14 protein-coding genes and 1 other RNA gene are annotated in these 17389 nt (G+C 54.3%); 10 read left to right on the forward strand and 5 right to left on the reverse strand.

Going from position 1 to position 17389, the window contains the following annotated elements; all coding sequences use genetic code 11:
• The first annotated feature begins 5 nt into the window (after positions 1–5).
• From DGA31_RS02760 to DGA31_RS02770, 3 genes are all read left to right on the forward strand, one after another.
• Positions 6–290 (forward strand): hypothetical protein, encoded by a 285-nt coding sequence (locus tag DGA31_RS02760; protein ID WP_109511438.1) that lies wholly within the window; start codon positions 6–8, stop codon positions 288–290.
• A gap of 84 nt (positions 291–374) precedes the next feature.
• Positions 375–766: a transfer-messenger RNA gene (ssrA, locus tag DGA31_RS02765) on the forward strand.
• A gap of 186 nt (positions 767–952) precedes the next feature.
• Positions 953–2209 carry an integrase domain-containing protein gene (locus DGA31_RS02770; protein ID WP_109511439.1) on the forward strand — a complete coding sequence of 419 codons (1257 nt, stop codon included), beginning with the start codon at positions 953–955 and terminating at the stop codon, positions 2207–2209.
• A 166-nt stretch (positions 2210–2375) separates the two neighbouring features.
• Here the strand turns inward: DGA31_RS02770 and DGA31_RS30125 are convergent, their stop codons facing one another.
• The 4 genes from DGA31_RS30125 to DGA31_RS02790 are packed head-to-tail and all read right to left on the reverse strand — an operon-like array spanning position 2376 to position 5352.
• Complete coding sequence (locus DGA31_RS30125) at positions 2376–2645, reverse strand: hypothetical protein (RefSeq protein ID WP_109511440.1); 270 nt, start codon at positions 2643–2645, stop codon at positions 2376–2378.
• Positions 2642–3622, reverse strand: coding sequence for an integrase domain-containing protein (locus DGA31_RS02780; RefSeq protein WP_109511441.1), 981 nt, complete (start codon positions 3620–3622; stop codon positions 2642–2644). Before DGA31_RS02780 ends, DGA31_RS30125 begins: the two co-directional genes overlap by 4 nt.
• Complete coding sequence (locus DGA31_RS02785) at positions 3606–3959, reverse strand: hypothetical protein (RefSeq protein WP_109511442.1); 354 nt, start codon at positions 3957–3959, stop codon at positions 3606–3608. Before DGA31_RS02785 ends, DGA31_RS02780 begins: the two co-directional genes overlap by 17 nt.
• Positions 3952–5352: a YfjI family protein gene (locus DGA31_RS02790; RefSeq protein WP_109511443.1), complete on the reverse strand. Its 1401-nt coding sequence runs from the start codon at positions 5350–5352 to the stop codon at positions 3952–3954. The genes DGA31_RS02785 and DGA31_RS02790 overlap by 8 nt, the downstream gene beginning before the upstream one ends.
• A gap of 1224 nt (positions 5353–6576) precedes the next feature.
• Between DGA31_RS02790 and DGA31_RS29510 the strand changes: the two genes are divergently transcribed.
• The 5 genes from DGA31_RS29510 to DGA31_RS02810 are packed head-to-tail and all read left to right on the forward strand — an operon-like array spanning position 6577 to position 14005.
• Positions 6577–6792: a hypothetical protein gene (locus DGA31_RS29510; protein WP_152034984.1), complete on the forward strand. Its 216-nt coding sequence runs from the start codon at positions 6577–6579 to the stop codon at positions 6790–6792.
• A 10-nt stretch (positions 6793–6802) separates the two neighbouring features.
• Positions 6803–8269: an ATP-binding protein gene (locus DGA31_RS02795; RefSeq protein WP_161959131.1), complete on the forward strand. Its 1467-nt coding sequence runs from the start codon at positions 6803–6805 to the stop codon at positions 8267–8269.
• Positions 8270–10957, forward strand: a complete 2688-nt coding sequence (locus DGA31_RS02800) for a Z1 domain-containing protein (RefSeq protein WP_109511445.1) — start codon at positions 8270–8272, stop codon at positions 10955–10957.
• A complete protein-coding gene (locus DGA31_RS02805) occupies positions 10950–11933 on the forward strand; it encodes a PD-(D/E)XK motif protein (RefSeq protein WP_109511446.1) in 984 nt (327 codons plus the stop codon). Before DGA31_RS02800 ends, DGA31_RS02805 begins: the two co-directional genes overlap by 8 nt.
• Entirely contained in the window at positions 11930–14005 is a 2076-nt protein-coding gene (locus DGA31_RS02810) for an AIPR family protein (protein WP_109511447.1), read from the forward strand. Before DGA31_RS02805 ends, DGA31_RS02810 begins: the two co-directional genes overlap by 4 nt.
• Before the next feature lie 410 nt (positions 14006–14415).
• Here the strand turns inward: DGA31_RS02810 and DGA31_RS02815 are convergent, their stop codons facing one another.
• On the reverse strand, positions 14416–16071 hold the full coding sequence (locus DGA31_RS02815) for a DNA cytosine methyltransferase (RefSeq protein WP_109511448.1): 1656 nt from the start codon (positions 16069–16071) through the stop codon (positions 14416–14418).
• 314 nt (positions 16072–16385) lie between these two features.
• Here DGA31_RS02815 and DGA31_RS02820 point away from each other — a divergent pair, with 314 nt between their 5' ends.
• Both DGA31_RS02820 and DGA31_RS02825 read left to right on the forward strand, forming a co-directional pair.
• Positions 16386–16844 (forward strand): very short patch repair endonuclease, encoded by a 459-nt coding sequence (locus tag DGA31_RS02820; RefSeq protein WP_109511449.1) that lies wholly within the window; start codon positions 16386–16388, stop codon positions 16842–16844.
• A 262-nt stretch (positions 16845–17106) separates the two neighbouring features.
• The gene (locus tag DGA31_RS02825; RefSeq protein ID WP_109511450.1) at positions 17107–17289 is read left to right on the forward strand and encodes a DUF1289 domain-containing protein; all 183 of its coding nucleotides are present in this window, start codon (positions 17107–17109) and stop codon (positions 17287–17289) included.
• The last annotated feature ends 100 nt before the right edge of the window (positions 17290–17389 follow it).

Below are 17389 nucleotides of genomic sequence, written 5' to 3' on the forward strand. Positions count from 1 at the left end.
ACAACATGAAACGTACCGCTCTCACCGGACTGTTCTTCAGCGCTGCCCTGCTGGCCTCCCCCGTTTTCGCCGCAGACGACCTGTGCGACACCAACCTGCAAGTCCTCAAGGACGCCCAGGTCTCCACCAACAGCAACCTGAGCATGGACAACAAGACCGCGCTCAAGACCACCCACGACGAAGCCGCTGCTGCCAAAACCGCCGGTGACGAAAAGAAATGCATCGAGCTGACCTCCAAGAGCATTTCCGAGCTCAAGCTGATCGGCTCGGGCAGCCAGGGCGCCAAATAATCGCCGGCAGTCCGCTTCAGTGGGTCGACTTCACGCCTCGAAAGGCGTAGACTGCGCCCCACTGACTGCCCGCAAAGCAGTCACGGGGCCGATTTGGATTCGACGCCGGTGATGAAACTCTAGGTGCATGCCGACTTGGTAACAGAAGTCGTAAATCCACTGTTGCAACTTTCTATAGTTGCCAATGACGAAAACTACGAGGGCTACGCTCTCGCCGCGTAAGCGGTGCGACTAGCTCTTCTGGTAGCTTCGGCTCCAGCAATCACTAGGGGATGCCTGTAAACCCGAAGTGATTGTCATATAGAACAGGATCGTCACTTAGGACGTTGTGGCCGATGTGACTAAAACTTACACAACTCGCCCAAAGCACCCTGCCCGTCGGGTCGCTGAGGGTTAACTTAATAGACACGGCTAAGCATGTAGGACCGACAGCGGAGTACTGGCGGACGGGGGTTCAAATCCCCCCGGCTCCACCATTTGATCAACTAAAGACGTCCACGGACGTCTTTTTTTGTGCCTGAAATCCAGTAAATACGGGGGGTTTCAGCGTTTATGGGAGCTTTGGAGGTTTTCTGAGTTCCAGCTGCTTTGGTATCCCAGGTGGTATCCCGGACTACCAAATGCTATTTTCAGGATACCAAAACGGTGCTGGAGGTAGCCCCATGCCTACTAACGCAACCCGCCTCTCCGATCGCCAGCTCAAGGCGGTCAAGGCAACTGGTAAAGATTTCGTCCTCAGCGACGGCGATGGCTTGCAACTTCGAGTACGCGCCAGCGGCTCGATGATGTGGAATTTCAATTACCGCGAGCCGTTGACCAGAAGCCGTATCAACATGACGCTTGGTCCATACCCTGACCTCTCGCTAGCCAACGCCCGGAAGAAAGCCGCAGAGGCGCGTGAGTTGCTTGCTTTGGGCACTGATCCCAAAACCCAGCGTGATGAGGTAAGGCAAGCCAAACTTGCTGAGACTGAACACACTTTCGAGAAGGTGGCCACTGCCTGGTTTGAACTGAAGAAAGACTCCGTAACCAAAGCCTACGCCGAAGACATTTGGAGATCGCTGACGCTCCATGTTTTTCCAAGCATGAAAAAAACGCCGCTCTCTCAAATCACTGCTCCGATGGTTATCAAGATCCTTCGACCAATCGAGGCCAAAGGGAGCCTCGAAACCGTCAAACGATTGAGCCAACGACTCAACGAGATCATGACCTACGGGGTCAACTCCGGGCTGATATTTGCGAACCCCCTCAATGGAATTCGGGCGGTGTTCAAGAAACCCAAGAAAGAGAACATGGCTGCGCTACCACCTGAGGAGCTTCCCGAGCTCATGATGGAAATCGCGAACGCCAGCATCAAGCGCACGACCCGCTGCCTGATCGAATGGCAACTGCACACGATGACCCGCCCTGCCGAAGCAGCCACCGCGCGATGGGCAGATATCGACTTCGATAAGCGCATTTGGACCATTCCGCCAGAGCGCATGAAAAAGCGTCGCCCGCACACAATCCCCCTTACCGATCAGGCATTGTCGTTACTGGAGACGCTCAAGCAACTCAGTGGTAACAGAGAGTACGTATTCCCCTCAGATAGAAATCCCCGCACCCATGCCAATAGCCAGACCGCCAACATGGCGTTGAAGCGCATGGGCTTTCAGGACCGTCTAGTCAGTCACGGCTTGCGCTCGATGGCGAGCACCATCCTGAATGAGCATGGCTGGGATCCGGAGCTGATCGAGGTCGCACTGGCGCATGTCGACAAGGACGAAGTTCGTAGCGCCTACAACCGGACGGATTACATCGAACGCCGGCGTCCGATGATGGCTTGGTGGAGTGAACATATCCAGAAGGCGGCCACCGGCAGCCTGTCGGCATCGGCCATCAATCAAACTAGAGATCGCAACGTCGTACCGATTCGCTGAATATCCAAAAGGGGTGCGCCACCGGCTACGATCCGTGTCGTGTAGTAGGGCGAGAAGACTGACGACAGTTGCCAGATCTCTGGTATGCCTGCGCTTTTTCAGCCAAGCCCCTGAGTATGGGAAGGCTCCGCATTCCCATACTCAGGGGCTCACGCTTAAAGATCTATCAGGCAACCACGACTTTTGCCTTTCTACGACGGATCAACCCTGCTGTTAACTCGTAGTAGTAGATGGTAGCTGGAGCTGAGCGCCGCAAACAGTGCTCCAGAAACCATCTCACGTGCTTTTCTCTCCAGGACCAGGGCGTCGCGCAACCCCAGCGTTCACGAATCACCTCGTGCATCCTTTCTGCTTGCCTGATGTGCCGCTGCCGCGTGGCATGCGCACCTTTGAGCACAGGGCTCAGAAACAACGCTATGTCGAACTCGGACGTCATCGCCGACCTCCGATGTAGGCACTCACCACATCGATGCGGTTATGTCCCAGCTCGTGGCTGATCTGCTGTCGTGCATGCTGATCAAGCTCTCGATCGTCTCGATGAACACGACCGCCATTGATGGGTGTATTCAAGCCAGTCAGTTGCTCATAGCGCTCACAGGCGTAAGCCGCCCGCAGCTCATGAAAGCCTTTCAATCCATGCTCGTGCAAGATGTCCCGTGCCGGTCGCACAACTGACTGCATAAACTCTTTGTAGCTCTCATTGGGGGTCAACAGGTTCCGACTGCGACTGGGTGAAGCCTCCCAGGCCCTATCCAAGGCGCCACGGATTTGATCAGTGACCGCGATCCAACGCGGTGCTGACGCGCCTGATCGACCGCCTTTGGTGCCGTCCTGGATGTTGATCTTGCCCAGTTGCTCGGCCTCACGTTGCAGTCGGGGCAGGTCCGCCAAGATCGCTTCACGCAGACGCATACCAGTCTCCCGGGCCAGGTGCACAATTGCGGCCACTCGTTGCTGACCCCGCTCTGACAGTGCGCGTGCGATCAACTCAATCTGAGCACGATCTTGGCCTTGCGGGGCCTCCCCGCGCACGCTTGAGCGCTGCAAACCCAGCGCCTTGCTCGGACTGGGGATTTTGACGTACTGATCACCGCGCAGCGCAGCCATCGTTCGGTTCACACTGGACAGTCGGTTCTGCGCGGTGGCGATGCCAATGTTGCCCTGATCAACCTGCTCTCGTATGTGTGCGGCGTACCGCATGAGGATCTCGCGGTCGATCTGTCGCGCGTCATTCAGCCTCGGCCCTTCCTCGGATCGACACCATTGCACAAATGCCTGCCACCGATCGCTATGGGCTTTGACGGTAGCAAAATGGCCGTCGCCAAACAGATCTTTCAGTGCTTGCGGTCCGGCATAGCTAAGCTGGCGACCGAAGCCGAAATTGCGCCCAGCTCGCTTACCGACCCGAGCCATTTTTCTGCTCCTGATCGACTGCCGCGAGATCATGCAAAAGGGCTCGCCAGTGCGCACTCACGATCGCGAACTGAGCCCAATCAGTCGGGCGAAAACACAGCGTGTTGTCGGTGACGTAAAGATGCGCACCCTCCTCTTTCAACCATTGAATAATGGCTGTCGTAGAGGCGATAGCTTTATGGGTGGTGGCGACACTGGCGACAGCGGCGACAACCCCCGCCCTGCCTGACTTTGAGTGTGGCGACAAAGTGGCGACACTAGCGGCGACAAATCGCACTTTCGGCTCATTGTGACGTTGAGCTAAGTGGTTGCGCAGTGCTTCATCAAGATTAAACATGGCGCACCTCGAAGGTGTGGCCGTCGGTGATCAGCCACTGATGATCAAGCAACTCGACTAACAGCTTGGTGGCATGGCGACTGCTTTTACGGGCAAAGCGGGGGCCGTTGCGGTTCAGGTCTCGAATACTAAAGCGCTTCCAATCTTTGACCTGCAGCCAGCGCAGCAGCCGGTCTGCCTCCTCTTTTACCCTGCACATCGGTTCCTGCTCGGTCAGGCGCTGGATCTCGGTGAGGTAGTAGCCGACTAAGGCCGAGGCCCGTTGGATATGATCGACCTCCACGACGCTGCTCTCCTCCACTACTGCCAGATTGCCGGCGACGCGCAGCAGGTTGTCGGCGGCCTTCGATCCGCTAGGCCGTACGCTTGCCAACTCGCCAAACTCACCCAACTGGGCCTCGATGGCATCATGCAGATCAATCCAGCGACGACGAGCCAATGGACTGAGGCTCAGCGGTGACAGCCGCAAGGCACCGTCAGCGGAAAGCGACCAAGGCTGATGAAACAGGGCCGAAAGACGGTGGTGATATCGCTTTAGGGCGGGGTCTTTTGACAAGTCGACAGCCTGGTAACTGCGTTGTCCGGCCAGGCTGGTGGGCCAGGTCATGAGGCAGCGACCGAGAATACCTTGCCCCTGCAGCAACGGGTCACTGAGTAACTGCATGGCTAGATACGGTTGCAGCATCAGGTGCAGGCTTAAGCGTCGATCGTAAGCTCGCAAGCTTTCACCCACCATGGACCGCGCGCGATCTATCGGACTGCCGTCCCAGAGTGACGACAAGGTCGTAACCGCTTTCAAACGGTTATCCCGACTCATGGTGCTGCTACCGAGGAATTGTCCCCCCTCGTCACAGAACAGGCCCATGCTCGGCAAGTCATGGCAGAGTCCCTTGATCAGGGCCTCGATAGTCGGATCCGTGGTGATCAGCCTAGGTGCTGAGGGCTCCGCTTCAAGCGGTACGCCGTTTGTGGGGTTGGGATCGCCAGGGTTGATACGCTGCGCCTGTCGCTGCGCGACACGGTACCGGGCGAGTTGTTCGCGATAGCGCTGCCACTGCTCACGCTCCCATTGCCGTGCGGGCAGCAATGCAAATCGATCTGCCGCCGTTTTGCGATCGCCGGATGCGGCCACGGTGATCAGGTACAGCGACAGCGGATAATTTCTCCCATCGAGCTGTAAGCCCGCATGACCTTGAGTGGCCAGCGCCGAAGCAGCCAGCACCGATTGTGCAGCCAATGCCTGGGGCACCCCGATGACCTCAGCCATGCGTTCGACTGCAGGCCCAAGAATCCCACCCAGTGCCTGCACCGGATAAGGCTGGGCCACGGGATTCGACTCAATCAGCGGTCGAGGCGGTCGTGGTAGTTCAAGCTTCGGATCTAACTGCTGCATGGGCCCTCTCCTCGGTAATTGCTGGTTGTCCTCACGTAGTCCCGCCACGGCTGTTGAGTGTTATCAGGGATAAAGGCCCCTGCGGCCTGTGAGGTGTTCACTAACGCGGAACGCACGGCTCCTTACGACCGGGAGCGAGGGCATGAACCCATGAATCTGGCCTCCTTAGACGCATCCGAAGATGCGGGCGGGTGGAGGCTGTGCCGACTGACGAGTTCGGCACCTAGAGATCATCGGTGGGAGAAGGCAAAGATCTAGACACCCTGGGGCATGCCTGACTGTCAGTCAGGTGCAGCCTTTCCATTGGCTGCGGCACCGGTGCCTGTGTCGTTGCGGATGGCGACGAATCGGCTTTGTCAGGCCGATTGTCACGAGGAGAGTCGCGGCAATGCCATGTAAGACATGGCTTGCAGCAGTGGTACGAGCGCCCGTCTCTTTCCAGGAGAAAGAGACGGGCGCAGATTGGCGCAGCGAATTGAGCCGAGAGGTGAGGTTGCTGCAGCGCAGCGAGGTAGGTCCATCGTCTGCCGCAGTGGGCAGATCAGTCGAGTAGGCATCCATCACTCCTGGGAAGTGATCGTGCGAGCCGCCGGACGCTAATCGCACTGTGGGAGAACCACCACGCAAGTGGCGTAGCCTTAAAGGTTCTGGCTACCTGGGCAGGTGCTGTCAACGACAGCGATCCGTGCGCCAATTTTTATACCCACTCGAAAAGGCGGTCAAGCGTCACGGCTAATGCGCTCAGAAAGTGGCGACTGTCGCCACTTTTGTCGCCACCCTCCTGGCCCCGTTCTGCATGGGATGTCGCCGGTGTCGCCGGTGTCGCCACCTCTCTAGTCATAGCCCGACGACAAGCTCGGCTCTGACGCTGAGACTGCGTTCCGCTCGATAGCAATTACTCAGATAAGAGGAGACGTGGCGCTATTCAAATTTGAAATGGAATGGTGGAACGAGGTGGCTTCGAGAAAAGCAAGTGAACCCTCCGATCGGCGCGATCAAAGATCGCTGGATCGGAGGGTTTGGCGGGAAAGGCAAAGTTTCAAACGTCAATTACAAATTCAGGCATCAAAGCTGGTTAATTTGGAAGTGGGGCTTCACGCCGCATGATCAGCGCCTGCTGCAAACGCAGCAGAAAACCTGCTTCAAAAGCTTCCTAATAGCCCCCTGGACGATGACGTTTTCGGTTCTGAGACTGTTGGGACCGTTTGCTATGAGGTGGCCCTTATGCAAAACCTAGAAGTCGGGCCGCGGCTGGACTTCAAAGGCCATAGATATGTCTTCGAGCAGCGAAAAAGTCAATTTGCCACCATGGTCGGACTATATGTGGCAGATGGCGCGTTCGAAAGCTATCGACAACAAGCGCATTTCAGATACGCTCGACTGATGGAAGACAAAAAACGTTCAGCAGGGGCTCTTCCCCAGCGTCATGTGGCGAATTGAATGGGGACATATGAGGCATGTAAATAATCCTCCTGACGCGTCCGCGCTGATGGCCTCGGCGCGTAGCTTTGGGAATTACGACCTGTCGAGTGCTCTTGCAGATCTAATAGACAACAGCATCAAGGCAAGAGCCCACAGCATCGATATCAAATGCATCAGGAAGGATGATGGGCCCGAGGTCAGAATTTTGGATGATGGATCCGGAATGACAGCGGTTGAACTTCATCGGGCGATGAGACCCGCCAGCACTAACCCCAATGAGGAACGGGCTCCTGATGACCTCGGCCGTTTCGGATGGGGCATGAAGTCGGCATCACTTTCACAATGCCGGCACTTGACCGTTGTCACGAGACAGAATGGCGCTCTGTCCGGCGCGTCTTGGAATCTGGATGATATCGCCAACTGGAAGATGGGAGTTCTTGATCCCGATGAGATTGAAGCTCAAGTCGATCAGCGCCTGCTTGAGCGCGACGGGACAGAGATCATCTGGAGCATGTGCGATCGCCTGTCCGAATATGGTCAAGTTGGCGGCAGGGGCTTCAATGATCTAGTCGCGCACGCCCAAAAGAAGCTGTCGCTCATTTTCCATCGCTATCTGGGAGGCGAGGAAGGCCTTCGGAAACTCAGAATCAGTTTTAATGGTAGCGTGCTGAAGCCGACGGATCCTTTTCTCCGCAACCATAATGCAACGCAGGCCCAGCCGAAGGAAGTTCTTAACTTCGATGGCCAGCCTATTGGGGTGCAGGCCTTCATCCTACCGCACTATTCGAAGTTAACTGCGGGCGAGCACGATCAGCTCGGCGGTGAAGAAGGTTTCGTTCGCAATCAAGGTTTCTATGTTTACCGACAGCACCGGCTCATCATACACGGGACCTGGTTTCGACTGGTGAGGCACGGCGAGTTGTCACAACTTGTCCGGATCGCCGTCAACATCCCCAACGCCCTCGATGCGATATGGAAGATCACGCTCGACAAGGCAGACGCACAGCTGCCTTCGGGGCTCAAAAGCCGTTTGAAGGACATCGTCGGCGGACTCAAGAGCAGATCGGGAAAGGTATTTCAGTCCCGCGGCGGGCGAATTCGCGAAGGAACTGGAAAAACGTCAGTCTGGGCTAAATACGTGCGCAACGGTGAGGTTCGCTATTACATCAACCGCGAGCACCCGCTGATAACCGGTATGCTAGAGGACGAGGATAGAGACAGAGCCAAAGCCTTTTCGGCAGCGCTCGGAATCATCGAAGACTGCTTCCCAATTATAAGCATCGGCGAGGACTATTCGTCTCGCCCGGAAATGATGAATCAGGGCGTACTAGACAGGGATAGATTTCTCGACAAATTCGACACAGCCCTCCCCTCACTGCTGCTTCACTCAGGCGGCGACATGAAAGCGCTGCGTGAACTTCTTGCATCAACTGAACCGTGGGCTAGTCAAGCCGACCTCGTCGTAAAACACCTCAAGGACAAAGGGTGGTGGTAAATGTTTGATAGCGAACTTGCGTATTTCCGCTCGATAATCAACAAGCAACATGGCGAAGACATTGCCCAAGGACAAGGCTTACCAGAAGGTGCGATCACTTCTATCGTTCGCAACGGGCCGTTTCAGCACCTTGGTGAACCAGCAATCAATGCGATTATCCGCGAATTGGAAGCTAGTTTTACGGTTACCCAGAAGCGGGGGGCGGTTATCACAAAAGGCCACCGGCCCTGGCTGGCAACAATGCGGCCAGCTCTGGACTTCTATTACTGGAATCGCCTACGCAAATACTATCTCGAGACGGGGACTCTCCCGTCGCCCGTGCTTGCCACCCTCGACTCCGACACGGATGAAATTCTCGACCAATGCGGCAATCCGAAAGACGAACTCTACGGCGCAGTTCGCGGCATGGTCATGGGAAATGTCCAGTCGGGCAAGACCACCAACTACTCTGCGCTGATCTGCAAGGCAGCCGACGCGGGCTATCGTGTAATTATCCTACTCGCAGGGATAACCAACTCGCTGCGCGCCCAGACGCAGGAACGAATTGACGAGACATTCATCGGCAAGGTCTCGATGTTTGGCGCGGCTGCACAGCAGTCGCTGCCGATCCAGAATTATGCAGCGACGCGGCGAATCCCCTCTTACGGCACAACTCGGGTAGCCGATTTTTCGAGCGGCACGGATGGAATCTATTTCGGTCTATCAGGTCATCAGGAGCCGATGATCTTCATAACCAAAAAAAACAAATCCATCCTTGAACGTCTCGCACACTGGATAGAGAAACAGGGAGAGACGGGCGGCTATGACCTGCCACTTCTGCTGATCGACGACGAAGCCGACAATGCGTCTATCAACACGGCCACTGACCCCAAGCGGACTACCGCCATCAACGGTATCATCCGACAGATTTTGTCGCGTTTTCCGCGCTCGGCATATATCGGTTATACCGCTACACCGTTCGCCAACATCTTCATCGACCCGGAAACGACGGCGGAAATGGAGACGGATGACCTTTTCCCCGGAAACTTTATCAAGGCGCTTGATCCGCCTACCAATTATGCAGGTTCACATCGAATTTTCCGAGAGGGCGGTGACTTACGCTCGAGCATGGTCAAGGTCATTGATGACTATCGAGCGCTGCTGCCGCTGAGACACAAAAGCGGAGACAATGTGGCCGACATCCCGGAAAGTCTGCGCCACGCGATCCGTGTATTTTGCATAACGAGGGCAATAAGGGTATTCCAAGATAAGGGCAAAGCCCACTGTTCGATGATGATCAACGTCAGCCGATTCAATGCCATCCAAGACAAGATTCTCGGACTCGTTTACGAATATCTTACGGAGATCAAGGACGCAGTCTCGGTCCATGCATCGCTGCCGCTTGATGAGATCAACGATGAGATCATGGCTCATCTCGAAAACAGTTTCACGGTCGAGTTCGGTAACTCTGGGCTCAACTGGCGCGATCTTCTCGAAGTTCTTAATGAAGGTGTCCAATCCATCGAAGTCCGCACCGTCAATATGCGGGGTGGCAAGCTCGATTATTCACTGCGCAAATCAGAAGGTCTTCATGTAATCGCCATCGGCGGGCTGGCGCTTTCACGCGGCCTCACGCTCGAAGGCCTCACAATCTCCTATCTCCTGCGGAACGCTACTGCAAGCGACACCCTTATGCAGATGGCTCGCTGGTTCGGCTACCGACCGGGCTATGAGGAATATTGCCGCCTCTATCTGCCGCAGGTGTCCTTCGACCATTACGAATTTGTAGACGAAGCGACAGAAGAACTTAGAAGCGAGATCAAGCGTATGCAGGCCGCACGCCGCACACCGCGCGATTTCGGCCTCAAAGTCCGGCAGAGCCCGCTCGCCATCCGGGTAACTGCGGCAAACAAGATGCGGACGGCGGAAAAGCTTAAAATCGCTCAGGACTATTCCGCGCGTCACATCGAGGGTTTCGCGCTTCCAAATGATCCTGTCATCGGAAAAGCCCATCGCAATGCGGTCGAAAAATTTCTCATCGCGCTCGGAAGCCCCACTGAAATACACAAGGGCTATATTCACTGGGCCGCGGGCGGGCGAGACGTACTAAGTCTCATGCGCGAATTCCAGTTCGTGGATCATCCCGATCTCTCAGTGATTTCCGATACATCCCTTCTCGGGGACTATGTTCAGGACCGCGTCACGGATGAACTCGAAAAATGGGATGTGGTACTTCCCATGCGCCAGTCGGGCGACTCTACTCCATTTGCTGGTCAGAAGATCAATTTGAGGTCTCGGGACCAAGGAACAGTTCAGAAGGGCACTTATCGAGTTTATGGCAGCAAGAATCGCGTTGCCGATCCTGGGGACGCGCAGATCGGCCTGTCAGACCCACAGAAGGCAAAGGCAGATGCTGCCTACCGTGCTGAAACATACAAGAAGGAACGCGCCGCGTGTTCTGTACGAGAGCGGCCGATGATGTTGGTGCATGTCTTCAATGCGAAGCTGCGCGACGATCGAAACGATCGTGACGAGGATCTCAAACTTAACGATCCCATCGTCACGCTTTCTTTCTGCATGCCCGAGACAGGTAAACCCGCCAAGGAGAGAACCTACCAAGTGAATGCTGTCTATCGGCAGCAACTTGAGCACTTTGCCGCTGAGGAAGACGATGACTCTGAAGCGATGATGGAGGCTCAAGATGCTTAGTGAATGGAAAGCGATCGTGCCGCCAACAGACCCAGGTTGCTACAACATTCGACTTGCTGACAGCAGCCATCCGCTCGATTTCAGGATCGGCCGTGACTTTCACGGATGTTTTATCTTCCAGCTCGATGGCGAGTGCGCTTTGCCTGGAGTTCCTGACCTGCCGAAGATGTCGGCAGTGACCTGCGAGGTACATCCGATGGCCGCTGGGCGTTCAAGATTAGTGCTGAGCCTGGGTGATGCTGCCGATCTCAGAAATTTCGCCCTTATGTGCAAGAGCCTCATGCTTGCAACAGACAAGTTTGCACCGACACAGTCCGGAAAGGGGCTGATTCAAGCCATCAAGGAGGTCCACCGTTGGCAGGAGATGCTGAGCCATAGGACCGACCGCATACTGTCAAAAGGCGAGCAGATTGGCCTGGTCGGCGAAATGCTGTTTCTACGGGATGTTCTTAGTGACCGCATCGGTTGGAATGCTGCGATCAAATGCTGGAATGGCCCTAGCGGTCATGAGCAGGATTTTGTCGTCGCCGGCACCATCTTTGAGGTCAAGACTCAGGTGGTGACTGCCGACCGGCGAATTCGGATTTCCTCCGAAGATCAACTCGATCCAGTCCAAGGGCGCATCCTGCTCTGCAATCAGGGAATCGCACCGCTGCCATCCACTGCCCCATCAGCTCGGACTCTCAATGCTCTTGTGTCAGAGATTCGAGAAGCTTTTGCCGAGGCTGGAGCAAACGCCTTGGAACTTTTTGAGATCGCTCTACTGGAAGCGAGATATCAGGAGCGGCAGGAATATAACGAAGAAAGCTGGGTTCTCGTTGACCGTATTTTCTATGAGGTGTGCACTACCTTTCCTCGTATCGAGCGCAGTGATCTCCGCCCCGGCGTAGAGAGGGTTACCTACAGCATTCGGGTGAGCGACTGCATTCCCTTCATCATCAGCCATGATGATGCCTTTGAGGGAGTCGAAGCATGAGCGATTTGCAGCAAGCATTCGAAGTGCTACGAGAGGATATTCTTCTAGAAGCGGAGGTACGGGGCGTCTTCCAGCAAGAGGCTTTTTTCGAGCTCTATGCCGCATCGGCGTCAGACAACGGCGACACCATCGACTTGGAGTACACCCACAGTCACAAGGAAGGTGGACGGAGGCCATACCGAATCGACGGCTATGGGTTTGATACCGATCGCGGAACGCTCTATCTCGCCGTCTGCGATTACCGGGACGGAAAGGAACTGGAGTCTATACATAATGACCGCCTAACCTCAGTATTCAAGCAAGCAACCGCCTTTTTCGAAAATGCCTGTTCATCGGTGTTCATCAATTCAATTGAAGAAACAAGTCCAGCGTTTGCAGCGGCCTATCCCATCTATTCAACACGTGATCTCATCAAGAGAGTTCGCATCATCCTTTTTTCCAACGCCCGCCTGGCGACCAAACGACCGCCTCAGCTGGGCGAGCAAGTAGGCGGATTGCCGACTGTTTATAGCGTACTTGACGCGACTCGTTATTTCGAAATCCAAAAAAGTTTTCAAATTCCTGAGTCTATCGAAGTCAATATCGCAGAAATTGCCGGAGAGCCTATTGCCTGCCTCAAGGCCTCGACAAACACCGAAGAACATCAATCCTACCTCCTCGCCATTCCGGGCCCAGTGCTTGCTGAAGTCTACGGTCTATACGGAGCACGACTGCTCGAACAGAACGTCCGGACCTATCTCCAGGCTAAGACGAAGGTGAACAAGGGTATTCTGGAAACAATCAAGAAGACGCCAGAGATGTTCTTTGCTTACAACAACGGCCTAACCGCGACCGCATCGGCGGTTAAGCTCGAGATACTGGAAGACGGGCAGCTAGGAATTGCAGCTATTCATAACCTTCAGATCGTGAATGGCGGCCAGACGACGGCGTCTATCCTATACGCAAAGGATGTCGCAAACTCACCGCTCGATCGTGTCTATGTGCAAATGAAACTCTCAGTAGTTCCACCTGCCCATATCGAGCAGGTCGTACCAAAAATTTCGCGATACGCCAACACTCAGAATCGTATCTCAGAGGCAGACTTCTTCTCGAGCCATCCGTTCCATCTGCAAATGGAGCGTTACTCCCGGATAATGACAGCACCACCTCAGAACGGTGCGATGACGGGCGACAAATGGTTCTATGAGCGCGCGCGCGGGCAGTACCGCGACGGCATGGCGTACGCGTCCGTGGCAGGAAAGAAAAAATATCAGTTGGAGTATCCTAGGGAAAAGATTATCGAAAAGACCGACCTTGCGAAGTATCTCCTGAGTTTCGAAAGAAAGCCTTACATTGTATCTAGAGGCGCGCAGAAAGCCTTCATGGGGTTCGCCGATCAAACCGCGAAAGCTTGGAAGTCCGCTCCTACCCAATTTAACGAACTTTGGTATAGAAATGCTTGCGCGATGGGGCTGATATTCCGCTGGACCGACAAGCATGTTGCTGGCTCCGACTGGTACAAAGATGACCGCGGCTATAAATCCCAGACAGTTGCCTATACGCTTTCTTGGATTGCCGAGGAGATCGATCGCCAAGGCAAGGCAAGCCTAAACTGGGGACAAATCTGGAATACTCAATCCGTCCCGGAAGAGCTTCAAGAGCTTATCGCCTCTCTTGCCCCACAGGTTGCTGCCGCTCTCAGAAATACTTCTGCAAATGTTCGGAACGTCGGCGAGTACTGCAAACTGGAAATTTGCTGGCAAAATATCAGAGCTGCAGAATTCAACGTTCAGGCAGTACCTGATCATTTGGTGCTCGACGAAAATGAGATGACGCAAGAGAAAAAAGAAGCGAAGTCGTCTGCAAGGATCGATAGTGAAATCGACTTCGACGTGCTCCTTCACATGCTCGGACCCAAGGCCGAAATTATTCGTCGGACTGCCGAGCAGCATAGATTCCTGTCGCCAAAGGCTGACAGGGCCCTTCAGAAGATAGGATCGGGAAATCTCAACCTAGCAAGGCCAGATAAGAATGCAGTCAAGCTGCTTGTGAAGAGAATGGCGGAGGAAGGGATGCCCGTCGAAGATATGTAGGACGGCCTAACTAACGTATTCTGCCGAGCAGAAAGCCGATCTTGTGCGCTCGTTGAGCAGTGGTCACAATTCACCTCCAGCAATGCTGCCAACGCAGCCTGTCACAAGCTCGCCGTTAGGCATGAGCGAGTGGAGTGAGGTATCACTGGCGACAGCTCCATTGCACTACATCGTGGTTTCCTAATGCTAGTTAGTACATTAGCTAAGGAGCAAAATGACCAACTACTATCGCCTGCGAGGCGCCTTTGGGCTGGTTCAGTAGCACCTTTTCGTGGGCCAAGATCGCCAACGATCTAGTAACCATCAATACGCTACCGACCGTTGTCCGGAGCTCGCCCAATTTTTAAATTTTCGCGACATCTTGCAGCTCAACTCTCGATAACTGGAGAGATAGTTGCGGTTTTCACCTGTCATTCACCTATAACATCTTTAGTTTCGGAAATACGCCGACAAACAACGTCATAGACTATTTTTGCGATTCTGTTCGCCAGTAGAGGCGGTACCGCATTACCCACTTGATGGTACTGCTGAGTTCGATTCCCTTCAAAATAGTAGTTATCCGGGAATGTCTGGAGCCGCGCAGCCTCGCGAACGGTCAGACTACGGCATTGCGCTGGGTCGTAATGGATAAAATAGTGCCCATCCTTCGAGATATGGCTAGTGATAGTCGTGGCCGGAAATTCTGCAAGCTGCACCCGGAAGCGGTCACTGAACTTACCGCTTTCCCAATTCTTATGAGCGGGCGCAAGGCCAGGAAGTGAGAATTGCTGATGGCCCTTGGGCGAATACTTATTGTGCGCAGCGAAGGTGCTAGCAAAGACGTATCGTCGCAGGTCCGAGCGCATATGGCTGCGGGCGTCGTGACTCATCCAATATTTGATATTGGCATCGTGATACCAAGCATCCAGCGATGGTATCCCTGTATTACCCTGACCTTTCTCCTTTGGCACCCTTTCAGCGCCTGAACTCCGCGGCGCATCGAAGAGTGCTCGCCGGGTAGCTTGAAGTGGGGAGATCATTTCGCCACTATCAAGCTCGGCATAATGCAGCAACTCATCTACTTCATCGGCAACAGTTCGATACCATTCTTCCTGACAATCCGAGCGCCGCGATAGCTTGCTTCTCAGCCTAGGAAGTTTGCCTATGGCTTGCTGAACCGACACTGTGTCAGTTTTTGTCAAAAGCTCATGCTCAGGAACGTTACCGTTCTCATCTAGAGCTATCCCAAGAAGGATGACGCGATGGCGGGCTTGCGGAATTCCGTACTTTTCAGCTTCGATGATATATGACTTTGGTTTCACACTGTCGATACAATCTAAAAAGCTGAACGCCTCCTCGGAAACCAGTGAACATATCTTGTATTTCTGCCCGCCCTCTTTGTTATCTAGTGCTTTGCTAGGATCAACCAGATCTTGCAGAATCTGCGAGAAAATCCCTTTGCCTCCGACTTTGGACGACAAGATACCTTTGACGTTTTCCATGACAAAGACGGTAGGTCGGTAGTCTTTGATGATGCGTAGATAATCCTTGTACAGAAAATGCCTATTATCATTCTCCGCGACGTAATCCTTCTTGGCTTTGTTTCTGGCTCGACCCACGATCGAATATGCTTGGCATGGAGGCCCGCCGATGAGTACCCATGGACGCCCTATCTTATTCAACCTGGCTTTGATGAGTCCATTTAACTCTTTGTCGCCCTCCTCCGAACCCAAGGTTATCTGCCGTGCTTCCTGCTCGGCACGGTTCCAGAATGCCGCGGTTTCAGGGGTGCTGCTAGGCTTTTCTGCCTCTCCATTACAGTAACGGTAATAGTCCTGCAGCCCGGCAGGGTATTCGCGCTTGAGCAATCGGTAGTAAGCACGAAGTCTTAGCGTCCTCCTGGCAACAGGATCCATTTCAGCAGAAACGATGATATCGAAGTGCTTGCCTTCTCCTGAGGATGAAAAACCCTCACCCAACCCGCCAGGTCCAGCGAAAAGGTCGACGATCTGGATAGCATCCTCAACCGCAATAGCTGGCTTGGCGGTCGTGCTTGGCGGGAAAAGGGAGTTCTGGTAGTCAATCATGGGCATCAATGGTTTAGATATCAGGAATGCAACAGCGTATGCAGCAGAGCCGCGCTACTTTACTAGGATTAGGGCGGTAGTGCAGCTACAGCCGCTCTGGCGACGATTGCATCTACTCGGTGCCCATTTTGAAGTGGCCATCAAGTCAACCTGCAGCGGCGGAAACACAATTCCAGATCACGGTCCATCCCTTGGCACACTAAAAACATTCCCAAATCCCCTAGAGGCCGTAAATAGAACAGTGATTTATATGGACTTAGCGAGCGCCAAGTCGTAACCCTACGCGAGAGTAGGCGCATCTGAGGGAAAGATTGATGGATATCGTCAGTAAAGAAGTCAGGTCTCGCATGATGGCCAGCATCCGCAGCAGCAATACAGCTCCGGAGATGAAGGTTCGGAAGCTGCTGCATAGGAATGGCTTCAGGTATCGTCTGCATCCACGGGAGCTACCAGGTCGCCCCGACGTGGTGTTGCCTCGCTACCGCGTCTGCATATTCATTCATGGCTGCTTCTGGCATAGGCACCCCGGGTGCAGATATGCGACCAACCCCAGTTCTCGCGAAGATTTCTGGCGCTTGAAATTCGAGCAGAACGTGAAGAGAGATACGATAAACAGAAGCGCGTTGCTACAACAGGGTTGGCGCGTCTTCGAGCTATGGGAGTGCGGAATCCGCAAACCGGAAGCAGAACTCAAATGGCTTCTGGAAGCTGTGCCTAATTGTAATCAACAATTCATCTCTTGGCCCTCTTTGCCTGCCGTCACCTCTAGCTGACCTCGATGCTCAGGCTCGGCGCCACAACTGCTCGTCGAGAGGCAAAGAATACTCGACGCGGTATTCCAATTGGTATTCCGCCTAAAAATAAAAACAGATATTTACTATATAAATCAATTTGTTACCAGAGAAATTCAAATTACCCCGGCCCACCAAATCCCAAAAAGAAGACGCCTCTGGGCGTCTTTTTTTGTGCCTGCGATTTTAGGAACATGAGCAAAGCCAGGGTGGCATCGAACACCTGGCGACGAGGCATTGAGCAATGGCCAAAGACATCGAAACCCCCTGTACGTCAGTCTGCCAACTCAGCGGCGACCTGTGTCTCAGCTGCGGACGCAACAAGGAAGACATTCGGAAATGGCGACGCATGAACCGGCCGGAGAACATTGCTGCGGTCCAGCGAGCTAGTCAGCGGTTGAAGAGCCTTAACAAGAAGAAGGGCTGAGCAAGATGGATTGGCCGATGTGAAACCTGCTGCGGCCTGTAAGACTTCGCTAGAATCTCCCGTCCCTGACACTGCCATACCGCCACCCTTACCAGCTACT

Source organism: Pseudomonas ovata (assembly GCF_003131185.1).
GTDB classification, from domain to species: Bacteria; Pseudomonadota; Gammaproteobacteria; order Pseudomonadales; family Pseudomonadaceae; genus Aquipseudomonas; species Aquipseudomonas ovata.